Source organism: Streptomyces sp. NPDC050211, assembly GCF_040656035.1.
Lineage (GTDB): Bacteria > Actinomycetota > Actinomycetes > Streptomycetales > Streptomycetaceae > Streptomyces.
In genome coordinates this window covers 392,540-407,890 of the sequence record NZ_JBFALC010000001.1, presented here as the reverse complement: position 1 = coordinate 407,890, position 15,351 = coordinate 392,540, and the positions used below count along the sequence as shown (strand labels likewise).

At 68.6% G+C, this 15,351-nt stretch carries 14 protein-coding genes; 9 read left to right on the top strand and 5 right to left on the bottom strand.

Features of this window, described 5'->3' with window-relative positions; all coding sequences use genetic code 11:
- Positions 1–173: 173 nt before the first annotated feature.
- On the bottom strand, positions 174–326 hold the full coding sequence (locus AB0I98_RS01780) for a hypothetical protein (RefSeq protein WP_362933698.1): 153 nt from the start codon (positions 324–326) through the stop codon (positions 174–176).
- Between AB0I98_RS01780 and AB0I98_RS01775 the strand changes: the two genes are divergently transcribed.
- On the top strand, positions 321–845 hold the full coding sequence (locus AB0I98_RS01775) for a hypothetical protein (protein ID WP_362933695.1): 525 nt from the start codon (positions 321–323) through the stop codon (positions 843–845). The genes AB0I98_RS01780 and AB0I98_RS01775 overlap by 6 nt on opposite strands.
- 87 nt (positions 846–932) lie before the next feature.
- On the top strand, positions 933–1,856 hold the full coding sequence (locus tag AB0I98_RS01770; RefSeq protein WP_362933692.1) for a peptidoglycan-binding protein: 924 nt from the start codon (positions 933–935) through the stop codon (positions 1,854–1,856).
- 551 nt (positions 1,857–2,407) lie between these two features.
- On the opposite strand, the gene AB0I98_RS01765 is transcribed toward AB0I98_RS01770, so the two are convergent.
- Positions 2,408–3,256 (bottom strand): alpha/beta hydrolase, encoded by an 849-nt coding sequence (locus tag AB0I98_RS01765; RefSeq protein WP_362933689.1) that lies wholly within the window; start codon positions 3,254–3,256, stop codon positions 2,408–2,410.
- Between the two features lie 51 nt (positions 3,257–3,307).
- Positions 3,308–4,033 (bottom strand): alpha/beta hydrolase, encoded by a 726-nt coding sequence (locus AB0I98_RS01760; protein ID WP_362933686.1) that lies wholly within the window; start codon positions 4,031–4,033, stop codon positions 3,308–3,310.
- A gap of 284 nt (positions 4,034–4,317) precedes the next feature.
- Here AB0I98_RS01760 and AB0I98_RS01755 point away from each other — a divergent pair, with 284 nt between their 5' ends.
- On the top strand, positions 4,318–5,154 hold the full coding sequence (locus tag AB0I98_RS01755) for an alpha/beta hydrolase (protein WP_362933683.1): 837 nt from the start codon (positions 4,318–4,320) through the stop codon (positions 5,152–5,154).
- 114 nt (positions 5,155–5,268) lie between these two features.
- On the opposite strand, the gene AB0I98_RS01750 is transcribed toward AB0I98_RS01755, so the two are convergent.
- Positions 5,269–5,532: a cytochrome ubiquinol oxidase subunit I gene (locus tag AB0I98_RS01750; RefSeq protein ID WP_362933680.1), complete on the bottom strand. Its 264-nt coding sequence runs from the start codon at positions 5,530–5,532 to the stop codon at positions 5,269–5,271.
- A gap of 486 nt (positions 5,533–6,018) precedes the next feature.
- On the opposite strand from AB0I98_RS01750, the gene AB0I98_RS01745 reads away from it, so the two are divergent.
- From AB0I98_RS01745 to AB0I98_RS01735, 3 genes are read left to right on the top strand one after another with little or no spacing between them, the layout of a single operon-like run.
- Positions 6,019–7,104, top strand: a complete 1,086-nt coding sequence (locus tag AB0I98_RS01745) for an LLM class flavin-dependent oxidoreductase (protein WP_362933677.1) — start codon at positions 6,019–6,021, stop codon at positions 7,102–7,104.
- On the top strand, positions 7,101–7,718 hold the full coding sequence (locus tag AB0I98_RS01740) for an FMN reductase (protein WP_362933674.1): 618 nt from the start codon (positions 7,101–7,103) through the stop codon (positions 7,716–7,718). Before AB0I98_RS01745 ends, AB0I98_RS01740 begins: the two co-directional genes overlap by 4 nt.
- Positions 7,719–7,752: 34 nt before the next feature.
- Positions 7,753–8,988 carry an MFS transporter gene (locus AB0I98_RS01735; RefSeq protein WP_362933671.1) on the top strand — a complete coding sequence of 412 codons (1,236 nt, stop codon included), beginning with the start codon at positions 7,753–7,755 and terminating at the stop codon, positions 8,986–8,988.
- Positions 8,989–9,099: 111 nt separating this feature from the next.
- On the opposite strand, the gene AB0I98_RS01730 is transcribed toward AB0I98_RS01735, so the two are convergent.
- Positions 9,100–11,853 (bottom strand): AAA family ATPase, encoded by a 2,754-nt coding sequence (locus tag AB0I98_RS01730; RefSeq protein ID WP_362933668.1) that lies wholly within the window; start codon positions 11,851–11,853, stop codon positions 9,100–9,102.
- Positions 11,854–12,053: 200 nt separating this feature from the next.
- Here AB0I98_RS01730 and AB0I98_RS01725 point away from each other — a divergent pair, with 200 nt between their 5' ends.
- The 3 genes from AB0I98_RS01725 (at position 12,054) to AB0I98_RS01715 (ending at position 15,222) form a co-directional block, all read left to right on the top strand.
- Positions 12,054–13,043, top strand: coding sequence for a helix-turn-helix domain-containing protein (locus AB0I98_RS01725; protein WP_362933665.1), 990 nt, complete (start codon positions 12,054–12,056; stop codon positions 13,041–13,043).
- Between the two features lie 156 nt (positions 13,044–13,199).
- Positions 13,200–13,643 carry an SsgA family sporulation/cell division regulator gene (locus AB0I98_RS01720; protein ID WP_362933662.1) on the top strand — a complete coding sequence of 148 codons (444 nt, stop codon included), beginning with the start codon at positions 13,200–13,202 and terminating at the stop codon, positions 13,641–13,643.
- A 598-nt stretch (positions 13,644–14,241) separates the two neighbouring features.
- Complete coding sequence (locus AB0I98_RS01715; protein WP_362933659.1) at positions 14,242–15,222, top strand: helix-turn-helix domain-containing protein; 981 nt, start codon at positions 14,242–14,244, stop codon at positions 15,220–15,222.
- Positions 15,223–15,351 lie beyond the last annotated feature (129 nt).

Sequence of the window (15,351 nt, the reverse complement as noted above, 5' to 3'; positions counted from 1 at the left end):
CGTTGGGCTGTCGATCGCGTCGGCGCTGCCATGCTGTCCCGGCCCGCGGGTCAGGCCCCAGGTCAGTCGGGTGCTCACTGGTGCTCAGTGCTGCTCGCCGATGACACATGGCCGCCCCACGCATCGACGTAGGCTGTGTCTGGTTTGTGTCGAAGCGCTTCACGCACGGGGGTTCAGGGGATGGCGACGGAGCGGGTGTCCGGCAGTCTGGCGGAGCGGCTGAACTCCGCGCGGGACAGGGCGTTCGTCGGGCGGTCGGCGGAGTTGAAGCGCTTCGGGGCCGCCCTGCCCAGGAGCCGGGCGCGGGGGCCGTCCTCTATGTGCACGGTCCCGGCGGAGTCGGCAAGTCGGCGCTGCTGAGGCGTTTCGCCGACGAGGCCCGCGACGCGGGGCGCATAGTCGTCGAGGCGGCGGGCGCGGACCCCGGGCTCGAACCCGTCGACGAGGCCGACCGGCCGGACGAGGCGGCCCTCACCCGGGCCGACTTCGACCGGGCGGTCCGTGATGCCCTGCGCGCCCTGCACCACCCCGACGACCTGCGGTCCAGCCCGCTTCTGTCCGGCCGTACGGTCGTCGTCGAGGCCGAGTACGGCAACAGCGATCCGGTGGACGCGCTCAGGCGCCTGCTCACCGAGACGGTCCAGGCGCTGCTCGACGAACCCCGAGGGGCCAAGGCGCACCGGGCGGTGGTGACGACCTTCCTGGAACGACCGCGCACCCAGGAGGCGGCCGCGCAGCGGCTCGGCATTCCCTACAGCACCTACCGGCGGCATCTCGCGCAGGGCATGGAGCGCGTGTGCGAGCTGCTGTGGGGGAGGGAGCGGAGCGGAACGCCCGGAGAGTGAGCAGGACTGAGCAGCGAAACGGGCTTCCGGGTGATCGGTCGTCCACGGCAGCGTGAGCGGCACCCACCAGACTCAGGAAGGCCGTGCATGAGCACCAAGACCGGACCCCAGCGCTACGCCGGCTCCAGCCGGGCGAACTGGTACCAGGACGACCAGCCCGGGGACGCGATGGAGGTCAACGTCGTCGTCCTGCACACCACGGAGGGCCGCACCCTGCCGGGCTACGGTGGCGGCTCTTCGGCACCGAACCTGACCGCGGTCCCCGATCTCGTGGCCAAGAAGCTGAGGTGGTACCAGCACTTCGACATCGAGACCTCCTCCCGGGCCCTGGTCAACCAGGGCGGCGGCGTCGAGACGAACACCCTGAACGTGTGTCAGGTCGAGCTGGTCGGCACCTGCGACCCCAAGACCCACGCCAAGTGGAAGGCCGCCGACCAGGCACACGTCTACTGGCCGGACGCCCCCGACTGGGCCCTCAAGGGCGTCGCCCGTTTCCTGGCCTGGATGCACGAGGAGCACGGCGTGCCGCTGACCGGCCCCAGGCAGTGGCCCGCGTATCCGACGTCGTACGCGGGTGGCGGCGGCCAGCGGATGACGGGAGCCCAGTGGACCAGGTTCAAGGGGGTGTGCGGTCACATGCACGTACCCGAGAACGTCCACGGCGACCCCGGTGCGATCGACTTCGCCCGCATCCTCAAGTACGCCAAGGCCGAGCTGGACCTGGACGACGACACCTCCGCCGAGAAGCCCGAACCGCCCGCCAAGCCGACGGTGCCCGCGTTCCCCGGCCGGAAGTACTTCCGCGACGGGGCCTCGAACCAACACGTCCTCCAGCTCGGCAAGCAACTGGTCAAGCGAGGCTTCAGCGACCACTACAAGGTGGGGCCCAGCCGGACGTGGAGCGAGGCCGACCGCCTCAACGTCCGCGACTTCCAGAAGTCCCGCAAGGAACTCCGCGGCGACGCCGACGGCCACCCGGGTCCGCTGACGTGGCGTCTGCTGTTCTCCTGACCTGCTTCCGGCCCGTCGGGCGTCGTGGATGAACTCGTCGTGCGGCGTGAGATTCCTGGCCGACGATGGTGCAGTCGTCGCACTACGTGCGTTCCCTGTCAAGTCGTGCGTGTTGAGGGCTCTCAGCCCGCTTGCCGGCCTCCGGGGGTGCACCCGGGAGGCCCCTCATGGGTTCCGGGCTGTGCCAGCTGGCCTGGAGCGCGGGATAGATCTGCTCGACGCGGTCGCGGTTGGGACTTGCAGAAACTCCGTCGCCGGTATGCACACACGTCAGAGCCCCGGTTGGTGATCACCGACCGGGGCTCTTCTGTGCCGTACAGCAGCGAAGTACAGCAACTACTTTGGATCTTGCTTCCCAAAGTGCTTGCCGAGCTTGCGCAGTGCCCGGCGGGTGGCCTCGGACGGGACATGCGTGTACACCTCCATCGTCACCGCGATCTTGCTGTGCCGAAGGATCTGCATCGCGACCGGAAGGTGCACGTCGAGGGCGGCGAGCTACGGCCTGGTCAGGCAGGCCACCTGGAGCGCGATCGCCTGCGAAGGTGGTCTGTTCAGCAGGCCGAGCGGGCGGCGCGCAGGATCAGTTCGGTGACGGGGGCCGGGTCGCTCACGGCGACCGCGTGGGGTGCGCGGACCTTGACAGTGTGGGCGTGGGCTCGTTCGGCCATCCACTGCTCGGCGGCCGGAGGGATGTTGCGGTCCTCGGTGGCGACGAGGCACCAACTGGGAAGCTTCTTCCAGGCTGCCGCGGTGGCCCTCTCCTGAAGCGCGGCCAGAGCGATCGGACGCTGCCCCACCGCCATCACCTGAGTGGTCCTGGCGGGCACGCCGGCAGCGAACTGCTCCCGGAACAGCTCCTGCTTGATGATCAGTTCCTCGCCCTCGCCGCCTCCAGGCAGTGGGTAGTACTGGCTGCTTGTGGCCTGCGCCAGGGTGCTTCCGGGGTACTTGCCCGTGAGCTCCAGGGCGCTTTCGCCGACGTCCGGTACGAAGGCGGCTATGTAGACGAGCGCCTTGACCTGAGGTGTGTCAGCTGCCGCGACGCTGATGACCGCTCCGCCGTAGGAGTGACCCACGAGCACGATCGGTCCCGGAATGCTGTCCAGCACGCTGCGGATGTAGGCGGCGTCACTGGCCAGCCCGCGCAGGGGAAGGGCCGGCGCGAGGGCATGGTGGCCCTGCCGCTGGAGACGTTCGACGACGGCGCTCCAGCTGGAGGCGTCGGCGAACGCGCCGTGGATCAGGACGATGGTGGGCTGATCATGTCGGTGTCGTCGGGACGGCAGTCCCTGTGTCGGTGACGGTGACGGAGTGGCGAACGCGGCGCCCGGAGTTCCTAGGGCGGCGGCGCCGGCCAGAAGGGAAACGGCGACGGTGCGGCGTGAGATCGGTGAGTTCATCGTTCGCTTTCTACGGTTGTGTCAACGGGCTCGTGCTGGGCGTGGGACGGTTCACCGGGCGGTGGCCCGAATCGCCTCGTGGATCAGTTCGGCGACCCGCTCGGGGTGCGCGAGCATCACCAGGTGCGAGGAGTCGACCTCGACGGTGGTCATTCCGGCCCGCTGGTAGCCGTAGCGCTCCACATCGGGGTTGATGGTGCGGTCGGCCGAGGCGACCAGGCCCCAGGAGGGCTTGGTCTTCCACGCCGCGACCGGGGCCTTTTCGCCGAATGCCGCTGCGGCCAAGGGGCGTTGGGAGGCGGCAAGCACGGAGGCGAGACGGGGCTCGACGTCGGCGGCGAAAATCGACGGGAACTTGTCGATCCGGACGGACACATCGGTGCCGGGAGTGGTCGAGCCCTCGATCGGGAAGGGCGTGAAGACGAGCGCGTCGGAGAGGCCGGAATCCGGGAAGCGGCCCTGCAGTTCACCGAGGCTCTCGCCCTCCTCCAGGGCGTACCCGGCCAGGTAGACCAGCGCTGCGACGTTGTCCTCCGCGCCCGCGACGGTGATGACGGCACCGCCGTAGGAGTGGCCCACCAGGACGACCGGGCCGGGAATCCGGCGGACGAGCGAGGCGATGTAGGCGGCGTCACCGAGCAGGCTGCGGTTGGGCACGGCCGGGGCGACCACGTCCAGGCCACGGGCGGTCAGCTCGGGGATGACACGGGAGAAGCTGGACGCGTCGGCGAAGGCACCGTGAACAAGGACGACTGTCGGGTTACCGGAACGGGACATGCAGAACTCCTTGTGGAGAGCGGTACGGAGGAAGCGAGCCGAGAGGCGATCCACGCATGACGTCCGGTCAGGGGCGAAGCGCCAAAGGCACGAACAGAACCGTACGGAGGAATGGGGAAGGCGCTTTGCCCGTCAGCGCCCGAACCATGTTCTGTGCGCGCCCGCGTCCGTGATCGCTGCGCCTGCGGGCAAGGAGTGGTGCTCTGTGCGACAACTGGCGGCGCGGCGTCCGGCCTAGCGTGACCGAGTTCCCCACCAGTCACCCGGAAACGAGGAAGCAACGCATGCCATACATCACCGTGGGCCAGGAGAACTCCACCGCCATCGACCTCTACTACGAGGACCACGGAGCCGGGCAGCCGGTCGTCCTCATCCACGGCTTCCCGCTCGACGGCCACTCCTGGGAACGGCAGAGTGCCGTGCTGCTCGACGCCGGCTACCGCGTGATCACCTACGACCGCCGCGGGTTCGGGCAGTCCAGCCAGCCGACGACCGGCTACGACTACGACACCTTCGCGGCCGACCTGAACACCGTGATGGAGACCCTCGACCTGACCGACGCCGTCTTGGTCGGGTTCTCCATGGGCACCGGTGAGGTGGCCCGGTATGTGTCCCGCTACGGCTCCGCCAGGGTGGCCAAGGTTGCCTTCCTGGCCTCGCTGGAGCCCTGCCTGCTCAAGTCCGACGACAACCCGGCCGGGGTCGCCCCGAAGGAGTTCTTCGACGGCGTCGTCGCGGCCGTCAAGGCGGACCGCTACGCGTACTACACCGCCTTCTACAAGGACTTCTACAACCTCGACGAGAACCTCGGCACCAGGATCAGCGAGGAGGCCGTCCGCAACAGCTGGAACGTCTCCGCGGCCGGCGGCTTCTTCGCCGCTGCCGCCGCGCCGTCGACCTGGTACACCGACTTCCGGGCCGACATCCCGGCCATAGACGTGCCGGCCCTGATCCTGCACGGCACGGGCGACCGCATCCTGCCCGTCGAGGGGACCGCGCGGCCGTTCCACAAGGCCCTCCCGTCCGCCGACTACGTGGAGATCGAGGGCGCCCCGCACGGCCTGCTCTGGACCCACGCGGAGGAGGTCAACGCGGCACTCCTCACCTTCCTGGGGAAGTGACCGCACGGGAGCCGGGCCGCCTGTCGAAGGCGGCCCGGCTCCCGCATGTCTGCGGCTGTTGTCCTCGCCGGCAGGTCCTGCTGCTAGGCCACCCTCTCGGGCCGTAGCGGTCGTTCAGCGGCCCGGCCGAGGTAAGCCGCCGGTGACCTTCTCGTAGCCGACCGGGTCCTGCATCCAGCTGTTGGCCGACAGGATCCAGATGGTGGACAGCAGAGTTCCGAAGGCGACCATCCAGCTGGCCAGGGCCATGGTGCGCGGGCGGATCCGGCTGTCCCCGTAGAGCATCAGGCCGATGAACCCCGCCTCCAGGACGAAGGCGGTGATCACTTCCATGCCGATGGTGACCCCGATGATCGGCCCGACCGTCTGGGCGTACACGCCCCAGTTGAGGCCGCGGGTTCCCCGTGCGCACGTAGACCGTGTACACGACGGCGAGGAGCACGGACAGGCCGACGGTGAGCGCGGGGAAGGTCATATGGAAGATCGCGGTGATCGCGAACTGCCAGCGGGACAGTTCGACGACGGTGGACGAGCCCATGGGTACTCCGGGGGAGCAGCGGTTCTTGGCGGGGCTCGCGCGTGTTCACGGACCGCGCGGGGGCGGGGTGTCATGCATGGGGCGAGGCGTCACGCACGGGCTGTGGGCCTTCGCCGGGGCCGCTGTCGGGTGCCACGTTCGTTGCCTGCGAGCGCCCTTGCGCTTGCCTGACGCTGCACACTCGCGGTCGCAAAGGGAGCAGCCCACCGAGAGAGCCCGGAGAGGGCGCTGACGGGCAAGCAGCCCTGCACGCACAGGCATGTTGACCGTCCGACCGGTGCCTACATTTCCGGTGCCCACACAGTTGCCGGAACGAAGAGGCCCCCATGCAGTTCGGAATTTTCTCGGTGGGGGACGTGACCCCCGACCCGACCAACGGCGGGACCCCGTCGGAGCGCGACCGCATCAAGGCGATGGTCGCGATCGCGCTGAAGGCGGAGGAGGTCGGCCTGGACGTCTTCGCGACCGGTGAGCACCACAACCCGCCGTTCGTGCCCTCGTCACCGACCACGATGCTCGGCTACATCGCCGCCCGTACCGAGAAGTTGATCCTCTCCACCGCCACGACGCTGATCACCACCAACGACCCGGTGAAGATCGCCGAGGATTACGCGATGCTCCAGCACCTGGCCGACGGGCGGGTGGACCTGATGATGGGGCGCGGCAACACCGGCCCGGTGTATCCGTGGTTCGGCCAGGACATCCGGCAGGGCATCAACCTGGCCAAGGAGAACTACGCGCTGCTGCGTCGGCTGTGGCGCGAGGACGTCGTGAACTGGGAGGGCAAGTTCCGTACGCCACTGCAGGGGTTCACGTCCACGCCCCGTCCGCTGGACGGCGTACCGCCGTTCGTGTGGCACGGCTCCATCCGCTCCCCGGAGATCGCCGACCTGGCGGCATTCCACGGCGACGGCTTCTTCCACAACAACATCTTCTGGCCGGCCGACCACACGAGGCAGATGGTCCAGCTGTACCGGCGACGGTATGCGCACTACGGGCACGGCACACCCCAACAGGCGATCGTCGGACTGGGGGGCCAGGTGTTCATGCGGAAGAACTCCCAGGACGCCGTACGGGAGTTCCGCCCCTACTTCGACAACGCGCCCGTGTACGGGCACGGGCCCTCGCTGGAGGAGTTCACCGAGCAGACCCCCCTGACGGTGGGCTCTCCCCAGGAAGTCATCGAGCGGACGCTGTCCTTCCGCCAGGTCGTCGGCGACTACCAGCGGCAGTTGTTCCTGATGGACCACGCGGGTCTGCCCCTGAAGACCGTCCTGGAACAGCTCGACCTGCTCGGCGAGGAGGTCGTGCCCGTGCTGCGGAAGGAGTTCGCGATCGGCCGCTCGACCGACGTGCCGGACGCTCCCACCCACGAGTCGCTGCGGGCCGTTCAGGAGGTGTCCGCCGCATGAAGCTCGTCGCCGTGTCCGCGGGGCTGAGCACCCCGTCCTCCACCCGCCTGCTCGCCGACCGTCTCACCGAGTCGGCCCGCGCCGAACTCGCCGCTCAGGGCCACGACGCGGAGACCGAGGTCATCGAGCTGAGGGAACTGGCCGTCGCCGTCGCCAACAACCTCGTGACCGGTTTCCCGTCCCCCCGATTGGCCGCCGCGATCGACTCGGTGACGGGCGCCCACGGCCTGATCGCCGTGACTCCTGTGTTCACCGCCTCCTACAGCGGGCTGTTCAAGTCCTTCTTCGACCTGATCGACCCGGACGCCCTCACCGGGAAGCCGGTTCTCGTCGCGGCGACGGGAGGAACGGCCCGCCACTCCCTGGTCCTGGAGCACGCTCTGCGCCCGCTCTTCGCCTACCTGCGCGCCGTCGTCGTACCCACCGCGGTGTACGCGGCGTCCGAGGACTGGGGATCGGGCGGTGACGAGTACACCGAAGGCCTGCCCGCGCGCATACGGCGGGCGGGCGGCGAGCTGGCCGCCCTGGTGGCCGCCCGCCCGGCCGAGGAGACATCCGAGGACGACGACATCACCGCGCTCGAACGGCAGCTCTCCGATCTGCGCTTCGACTGAGGGCGCCACCCCGGTTCTCCGTAAGAAGGTACTCATGTCCGAGTCACCCGAACTCCATACCCCACGCCTGCCCGCCACAGGAAAGACCGCGCACGGCGTGCCGGGCTGGTTGGTAGCGCTGCTGGCCGTCGCCTCCGGTATGACCGTCGCCAACCTGTACTACGCCCAGCCGCTGCTCTCCTCACTGCGTGACGCCTTCCACGTCAGCACAGCGGGCGCAGGGTGGCTGATCACCCTCACCCAGGTCGGCTACGTGGTCGGCATGCTTCTTCTGGTCCCGCTCGGCGACCGGTTGGAGAAGCGCCGCCTGATCACCGTGCTGCTGGCGGTCACTACACTCGCCCTCGTCACGGCCGGGCTCGCCACGAACTTCGCCGTGCTGCTGACCGCCTCCCTGATCAGCGGCGCAACGTCGGTCGTCGCACAGATCCTCGTGCCCTTCGCGGCGAGCCTGGCCCCCGACCACGCCCGCGGCCGCATCGTCGGCCGGGTGATGAGCGGTCTGCTCACCGGCATCCTGCTCTCCCGGACCCTCAGCAGCCTGGTCTCCGACCTCGCCGGCTGGCGCGTCGTCTACCTCGGCTCCGCCGTCCTCATGGCTGTCCTCGCCCTGGCCCTGCGCGCGGCTCTGCCGCAGCACGCGCCCACCACGACCATGCCCTATGCCCAGGTGCTGCGCTCCACCGTCCAACTGGTGCGCACCCACCCGGAGCTGCTGCGGCGTGGGCTGTACCAGGCGGCGATGTTCGGTTCGTTCAGTGCTTTCTGGACGACCATCTCGTACGTTCTCACCGGACCCCGGTTCCACTACTCCGAGGTGGGGGTCGGCATCTTCGCCCTCGTCGGTGCTGCCGGTGCGGCCGTGGCTCCTTTTGCCGGGCACTGGGCCGACCGCAAGTTGGCACGGCCCATGACCGGTGCCGCACTCACCGTCGCTGCCGTGGCATTCGCACTCGCCGGCTTCGGACAGCACAGCATCGTCCTGATCGGTCTGGCCGCGATCCTGATCGACACGGCCGTGCAGACGACCCTCATTCTCGGACAGCACACCATCTACCAGCTCGACCCCGATGCGCGTGCCCGCCTCAACAGCGCCTTCGTCGCCACCTTCTTCCTGGGCGGTGCCGCCGGCTCCCAGCTGGGCTCGCTCACCTACGACGCCGGCGGCTGGACGGCGGTGACGCTTCTGGGCGGGACTCTGCCGCTCCTGGCACTCCTGTACTGGGCCTCGGAACGCCGAGTGGGCCCACAGAACGGGCAGGCGGAATGACGGATTGACGGATTGACCGAACGAGGTGGGGCCTGCCGCGCTCGGGCTGGAGGAAGCCGAAGGTGGAAGAGGGTGAACGCAGGGGCGCGGACCGCGGCCGTCGGAATCCGATCACCATCCGCCCAGCTGGAGCTTGTCCCGCAACTGGCCACGGGAGGTGATCCCCAGCTTCGGATAGATCCGGTACAGGTGTGCTCCGATGGTGCGGTGGGAGAGGTAGAGCTGCTGGCCTATCTCCCGGTTGGAGAGCCCCGATGCGGCCAGCTGCGCGATCTGCAGTTCCTGCGGCGTGAGCAGATCCCAGTCCGCGGACATGCTCTGCGTACCGGCCTCGCCCGCGGAGCGGAGCTCTTGGCACGCGCGCTCGTGCCACGGTCGGGCCCCCAGAGAGGCGAAGGACTCCCTGGCGATCCGCAGGGGCGTCCGGGACTCCATCACCCGGCGCCTACGCCGCAGCCAGGCGCCGTAGGCGAGCAGGAGGCGCGCCCGCGTGAAGGGATCCCTGGACAGGTCCAGATCGAGCGCCGACCGGAACGGTGCCTCGGCGTCCTCGTCGTCTGCCAGGAGGGCGTGCGCGAACCCCAGGTTCGCCCTGATCAGCCGGGCCGTTGTGGTCGCGGCCGATGCGTCGAGCCGGCTGAGGGCGTCGCGCGCCATGGCCCGTTCCTCGTCGCTCACTGCGGCCTCGGCGAGCGTGGGGATCGCGATGGTCTGGAGATAGGGATGGTGCGCGGGGTCCGCGGGGTCGAAGACCCGCCACACGCAGGCGAACGCCTCGGCGGGCCGGCCGGCCGCGAGTCCGATCATGCCTCGCGTGATCTGGATGAAGGCGAGGTTGGAGGAATTCGCCACGGCGAGTACGTGGCGTTCAGCCTGCCCGATGGCGGTCTGTGCCGTTTCCAGGTCCCCGAGTACCGCCGAGAACTGGGCCTTCGCGATGAGTGCACCGGTGACCCAGCGAGGCTGGGCGTTCTCCTCCGCGAGCCTGATGGCCTCGGCCAGGCTCGGCAGGCCCGATTCCCAGTCCACGATGTGCGCCGAGGTGAACGACAGCGACACCAGGGACTGGGCGAGGAGCCCCAGCCGTCCCTGGGCCCGCAGGCCGGCCGCCGCGTGACGGAGGAAGCTCGCCCCGTGGTCGTAGGCACCGACCATCGTGGCCGCCGTACCGAGCGTGGTCGCGGAGGAGGCGTCGTAGCCGCCCTCGCTCTCCAGGCGCTCGAGCCGCTCGATCACTGTCGCGCCGCGCTCGAGCGGGGTGGCGGCGGCCAGGATGAACACCAGCTCGGGGTGCAGCTCCGGGACGGGCAGCCGCTCGGCCGCGGCCACCACACGCTCGCGCAGAACGCGCCCCGGGTCGGCCCACCAGCATCGTCGCGCCGCGACTCGCAGCAGTCGCAGCGCGAGTTCGGGGTCACCGGCGTCTGCCGCCTCCTCCGCCGTGGTGATGAGGAGGTGCAGACGTGGGATGCTCTTCGACACATCGATTTCGAGTCCCTCGCTCAGCAGCACTGCGCGGGCCCGCTCCAGCACGTCGACCTCCAGCGGTGCCGCCAACTGCAGAAGGGCCCCGGCCTGGTCCGTCCTGCCGAGTTCGAGGGCCAATTCCGCCGCTTTGAGCAGGCGTTTTCCCTTGTGTGAAGAGATTTCGCTGAGTGCGATGGACCGCTCCAGGGCCGCCAGGGCCACGGCGGGTGCACCTCGCGCCTCTGCTCTGGCGGCTGTCTCGTCCAGTTCCACGGCGACGGATTCGTCGTGCCGGCCGCTGGCCGCGGCCCGGTGCCAGGTCCGACGGTCGGACCGGCCGTCCAGGATCGCCGCCAGCGCGCCGTGCGCGGCGAGTCGCTCGGCGAGCGAAGCGGTCTGCAGGACCGCCGACCGCACGAGAGGGTGGCAGAACCGGATCCGGTATTCGTCTGCCGTGACCAGGCCGATCGCAATCGCGGGAGACAAGGACTCCGGCGAGACGTCGGAGCCTGCCAGAACCGAAGCGGCCGCGATTATCTCGCCCAGAGCCCCTTCGTCGTCGGAGGCCGCGACGAGCAGCACGCTCCAAGTGTCGGACGACAGGTCGCGCAGTCGGGACGCGAATGCCTGTTCAAGTCTTGAGGTGAGGGGAATGGCTGAGGAGGTCAGGGCCTCGGCCGGTGCTCCCTGCTCACGCAGCGCGGCAGGCAGTTCGATGAGGGCCAGGGGGTTGCCCGCGGCCGCGTCGAGCACGCGGTGCCGGAGCGGCGGTTCCAGCTGCGGCTCCACGGCATCCAGGAGGGCCCCGGCCTCGGTCCTGGTGAGGGGGTGGAGCCGCAGCTCGCGCAGTGCGAGGGCATCCAGGCCCGTGGTGTGCCCGTCGCGGATGCCGAACAGCATTCCCAAGGGGTCGGGCCCGAGCCGCCGGGCGATGAACGCGAGAACGTCCACGGTCGGCGAGTCGAGCCACTGCGCGTCGTCGACGACCAGCAGCACGGGCGCTTGGCCGGCGGCTTCGCCGAGCAGGTCGAGCGTAGCCAGAGCGATCATGAAGAGCTGTGGGGCACGCCCCGTGGGGGACTGCTCGGCCATTCCGAAGGCCCCCAGCAGCGCTTCCGCCTGAACCGGGGGCAGACCTGGCACGCGGTCCAGCATCGTCCGTGTCAGCTGGTACAGCCCGGCGAAGGGCAGATGGCTTTCGGCCTCCACGCCGGATGCGGTGAGCACGGTGAATCCCGAGCGCTCCGCCTGGCGCGCGGCCCGTGCAAGGAGCGCGGACTTGCCGATGCCAGGAGCACCGCGGACCACGAGCGCCCCGCCTGCCTTGGGCAGTCCGTCGACGAGGGCGTCGAGAGCGGTGAACTCCGCGTCTCTGCCGAATAGTTCGTGGTCCGACACCCGATGCCCCCCAGGCCCAGTGCATTGATCAGCAAAAAGCATTTTATGTGCACCGGGGGGCGGGGGCGTGCGGGAGAGCGCGGCGTACGCAGAGCTCCCCCGGCCACAGTCACTTCGCAGTCATCGTGCCGATGACCCGGGCGTGGACCGGTCCCAGGCTCGATGGCGGAGTCATTGAAGTCTGAAAGGTAAGAAACGTGATGCCAGGCGCACCGCGACTCGATGAACACAGCTTCGTCGGCAACCTCCTCACCACGGACTCGGTGCCGGCCCACCGACGACGGGAGTACTGGCGTGAGGCTCTGTCCCGGACCTTCGGCGCGGTGGACATATCCGTCCCCGACGGGGTGTACTCCGGCACGATCCGCACGGCATCACTGGGCGGACTCAAGGTCACCAAGGTGGACGGCGATCCCCTCGAAGCCCGGCGCACGCCGCGGCTCATCGCACAGGGCGACGAGGACGAGTACGTGGTCGTGAAGCTTGTGAGCCAAGGGGTTGCCAGACTTGAGCAGGATGGCCGCGACATCGGCGTGCGGCCCGGGGAAGTCTTCATCTATGACATGGCACGGCCGGTTCGGCTGCTCTTTCCCCAGTGCTTCCAGACGAAATCCATTGTTCTGTCGCGGCAGGTTCTGGGGCTGTGCGAATCGGACCTGCGACAGATCACGGCATCTCCGCTTAGCTCCGACACTCCACTCGGCGGACTGCTGTCCGTCCTGCTGTCCCGGCTGGCGGACACCGCGGGCTCGCATCGACCGTACGCACGCGAGGTGCTCGCCCGCAGTGTCGTGGATCTGCTGAACGTCCTGGCCGATGAACAACTGGGCCGGATCTCGGAGGGGACGCCGAGCGGCGATGCGGCGATGCTGCTGCAGATCCGGACGTTCATCGGCCGACACCTGGCCGATGCCGACCTGACCCCGGAGGTCATCGCCCGGGCCCACCACATCTCCGTGCGCTACCTGCACAAGATCTTCGAGGGCGAGGGCATCACGGTCAGTCGGTGGATCCAGAGCCGCCGCCTGGAGGCGTGCCGACAGGATCTGCTTCACCGGGAGGCCGCGAATCGCACCATCGCCGCCGTGGCGCACCGGTGGGGTTTCACCAGCGCCGCCCACTTCAGCCGGGTGTTCCGGGCCGCCTATGGGATGTCCCCCAGCGAGTATCGCGACACCCACAGACCATAGTCGTGTCCCCGGGAATCACCGATCGTGGAAGTCCGGGTCCGGGGCTCTCACGGGCAACACGTCGTACGTTCTAGGGCAAGTCACTTCTATGGGCGTCTTTAGGGTCATTTGCATAGACGCTGCCCCCCAAGGAACAGTCGCTGATCGGGGTAAGAAATGACTCAGCCGTTTTCTGGTGCCCCCGACGGCACTTCGGTCACTCACGAGGTCGTGGTGCATGTCGTCGTCGCGGACCTGCAGTCGGCATCACTGCCCGCCGAGCTGCGCTACGACAGCACAGACCCCTACGCCGTGTGCCTCTCCCTCGGGTGGACCGCGACCGGCACGGTCGACTGGGTGTTCGCCCGCAGCCTCCTGTCGGAGGGAGTGAGCCGACCGGTGGGTGTCGGAGACGTCCTGGTGATCCCCCCGCACCGCTGTCACAGGCACTCGGTGCGCATCATCGTCAGGTCCGCTGCGGGGAGCGCCGCGCTCGACATCGCGGCTTCGGCGGTAGCGGCGTTCTTGGCGCACACCGACAGGGTGGTGCCACCGGGTACGGAGGGGCTCCACATCGACCTGGACCGTGTCGTGGCCGAACTCATGGCGGGAAGCGAGTGACGGATCGGGCTCGGTGAGCGTGCCGCCCCTCGCTGTCGCACATTCAAAGCCGAGGACCGGTGACCGGCTCGCACACCGTGCCCTGGATCTCCTCGCCTTACGCCAAGGCCGACTGGCCGTCGGCGGCCTGGGAGTCGTCGAAAGTGCGGGCGAGCAACCTGCCCGCTCGCCGACAGAGCGCCAACATGCCGGAGCGGGCTGGAGGAGCACCAGTGGATGCCGGCACGGCGCTCAGGGCAGCAGGCCCGAGCGCGGTGGCGCCGAACGACGAATGCCGGCGCGGCGAGCCCGTGGCCTCGCCGCTGCGGCCCACCACGGCGGACGTCGCGGGATTGCGCCCCTCCCGCAGGGCCGATCGACTGTGTGTACGGCTCAGGCTGTGGCTGCCCTGGTTTGTGCCGCTGCCAGAAGTCGACCGTCAAATGACTCATACGTGCGCAACGGGTGTTTGCCAGGCTGAAGGGGATGAGGTCACCGGTGGCCTCACGCCCTTCACCACGGAGAGCAGCATGTCTCCGATTCTTCCGTTCATATCGGGCTTGTGGCACCGTTCCGTCCTGTAACGGATCCGAACGGCCGCTTGATCCAAGGGGGCCAGGTGTCCGTTGTCCTTTCCACCGCACTGCTGTCTGCACCCGACCGGGCAGAGCGCTGGCATGAAGCGGTGTCGCGCACTTTCGTGCCGCTCGAGGTCGATCTCCTGGAGGAAAAGCCGTCGCCAGGGAGAATCGTCAGCCATCAATTGGGCGCCATGCAGGTGTCCCGTGTCCAGGCTGGGCCACAAGTGGTCACGCGCAGCAAGCGTCTGATGGCCCGGGACGAGAACGGTTTCCTCATCCTCACGCTTCAGCACAGGGGTACCGCCGTCAAGGAGCAGGATGGGAGGGAGTGCCTGATAGGTCCGGGTGATTTCTCCATTTCTGACTCGTCCCGCTTGTTCAGGAAGAAAGTACAGAGCGAGTTCTGTTTCACCTCCTTCCTTTTCCCTCGCAAGGATCTTCGTGTGCGGGACGAGGATCTGCGGGCACTGACTGCGACGACATTCTCCAGTCGAGAGGCCAGTGCCGGCTTGGTCACGACCTATTTCGCGCGCATGGCGCGCGAAGCGGCGAAATTCGACGACTTCATCGGCCGTCAAGTCATCTGCACCGGGCTGGACCTACTGGCGCTGCTCATCAACGAGCGGCGCGACCGCTTCGACTCTCAGGCTCCGGAAGCTGCTGCGGCCATACTCGTGCGAGTGAGGGACCACATCCTGCGAAACCTTTCCGACCCTGACCTGTCACCGTCCACGATCGCCGCTGCGCATTTCATGTCGGTTCGCTACCTGCACAAGTTGTTCCAGATGGACGGAACCACAGTCGGGGACTGGATCCGGATGCAGAGACTTGAGCGGTGCCGTCGGGATCTTCTACGGTCCCCGGCGCGGGGGATCGGGGTGGCGACCGTCGCCCGACGCTGGGGCTTCGTCAGTCCCAGCCATTTCAGTCGTGCTTTCCGCGCGGCTTATGGAGTGACGCCCGGCGACTGGCAAGCGCATGGCCTGTCCGGTGAATACCGCACAGCCGAGCGGGTTTGACGAGTCCTCTCCACTGCCTTGTTTCCGCTCGTGACGGAACCATCGGTCTGTCACTGCTCGACGAGAGTCGGCAAAACGGGCGTCCGGTGGCACGAGCGGCGAGACCTTCGAGCGCCGGCAGCCGGGAGG

Coding starts and splice junctions, on each gene's coding strand:
- AB0I98_RS01770 (WP_362933692.1), top strand. CDS start 933: ATGAGCACCAAGACCGGACCCCAGCGCTACGCCGGCTCCAGCCGGGCG.
- AB0I98_RS01765 (WP_362933689.1), bottom strand. CDS start 3,256: ATGAACTCACCGATCTCACGCCGCACCGTCGCCGTTTCCCTTCTGGCC.
- AB0I98_RS01760 (WP_362933686.1), bottom strand. CDS start 4,033: ATGTCCCGTTCCGGTAACCCGACAGTCGTCCTTGTTCACGGTGCCTTC.
- AB0I98_RS01755 (WP_362933683.1), top strand. CDS start 4,318: ATGCCATACATCACCGTGGGCCAGGAGAACTCCACCGCCATCGACCTC.
- AB0I98_RS01745 (WP_362933677.1), top strand. CDS start 6,019: ATGCAGTTCGGAATTTTCTCGGTGGGGGACGTGACCCCCGACCCGACC.
- AB0I98_RS01740 (WP_362933674.1), top strand. CDS start 7,101: ATGAAGCTCGTCGCCGTGTCCGCGGGGCTGAGCACCCCGTCCTCCACC.
- AB0I98_RS01735 (WP_362933671.1), top strand. CDS start 7,753: ATGTCCGAGTCACCCGAACTCCATACCCCACGCCTGCCCGCCACAGGA.
- AB0I98_RS01725 (WP_362933665.1), top strand. CDS start 12,054: ATGCCAGGCGCACCGCGACTCGATGAACACAGCTTCGTCGGCAACCTC.
- AB0I98_RS01720 (WP_362933662.1), top strand. CDS start 13,200: ATGACTCAGCCGTTTTCTGGTGCCCCCGACGGCACTTCGGTCACTCAC.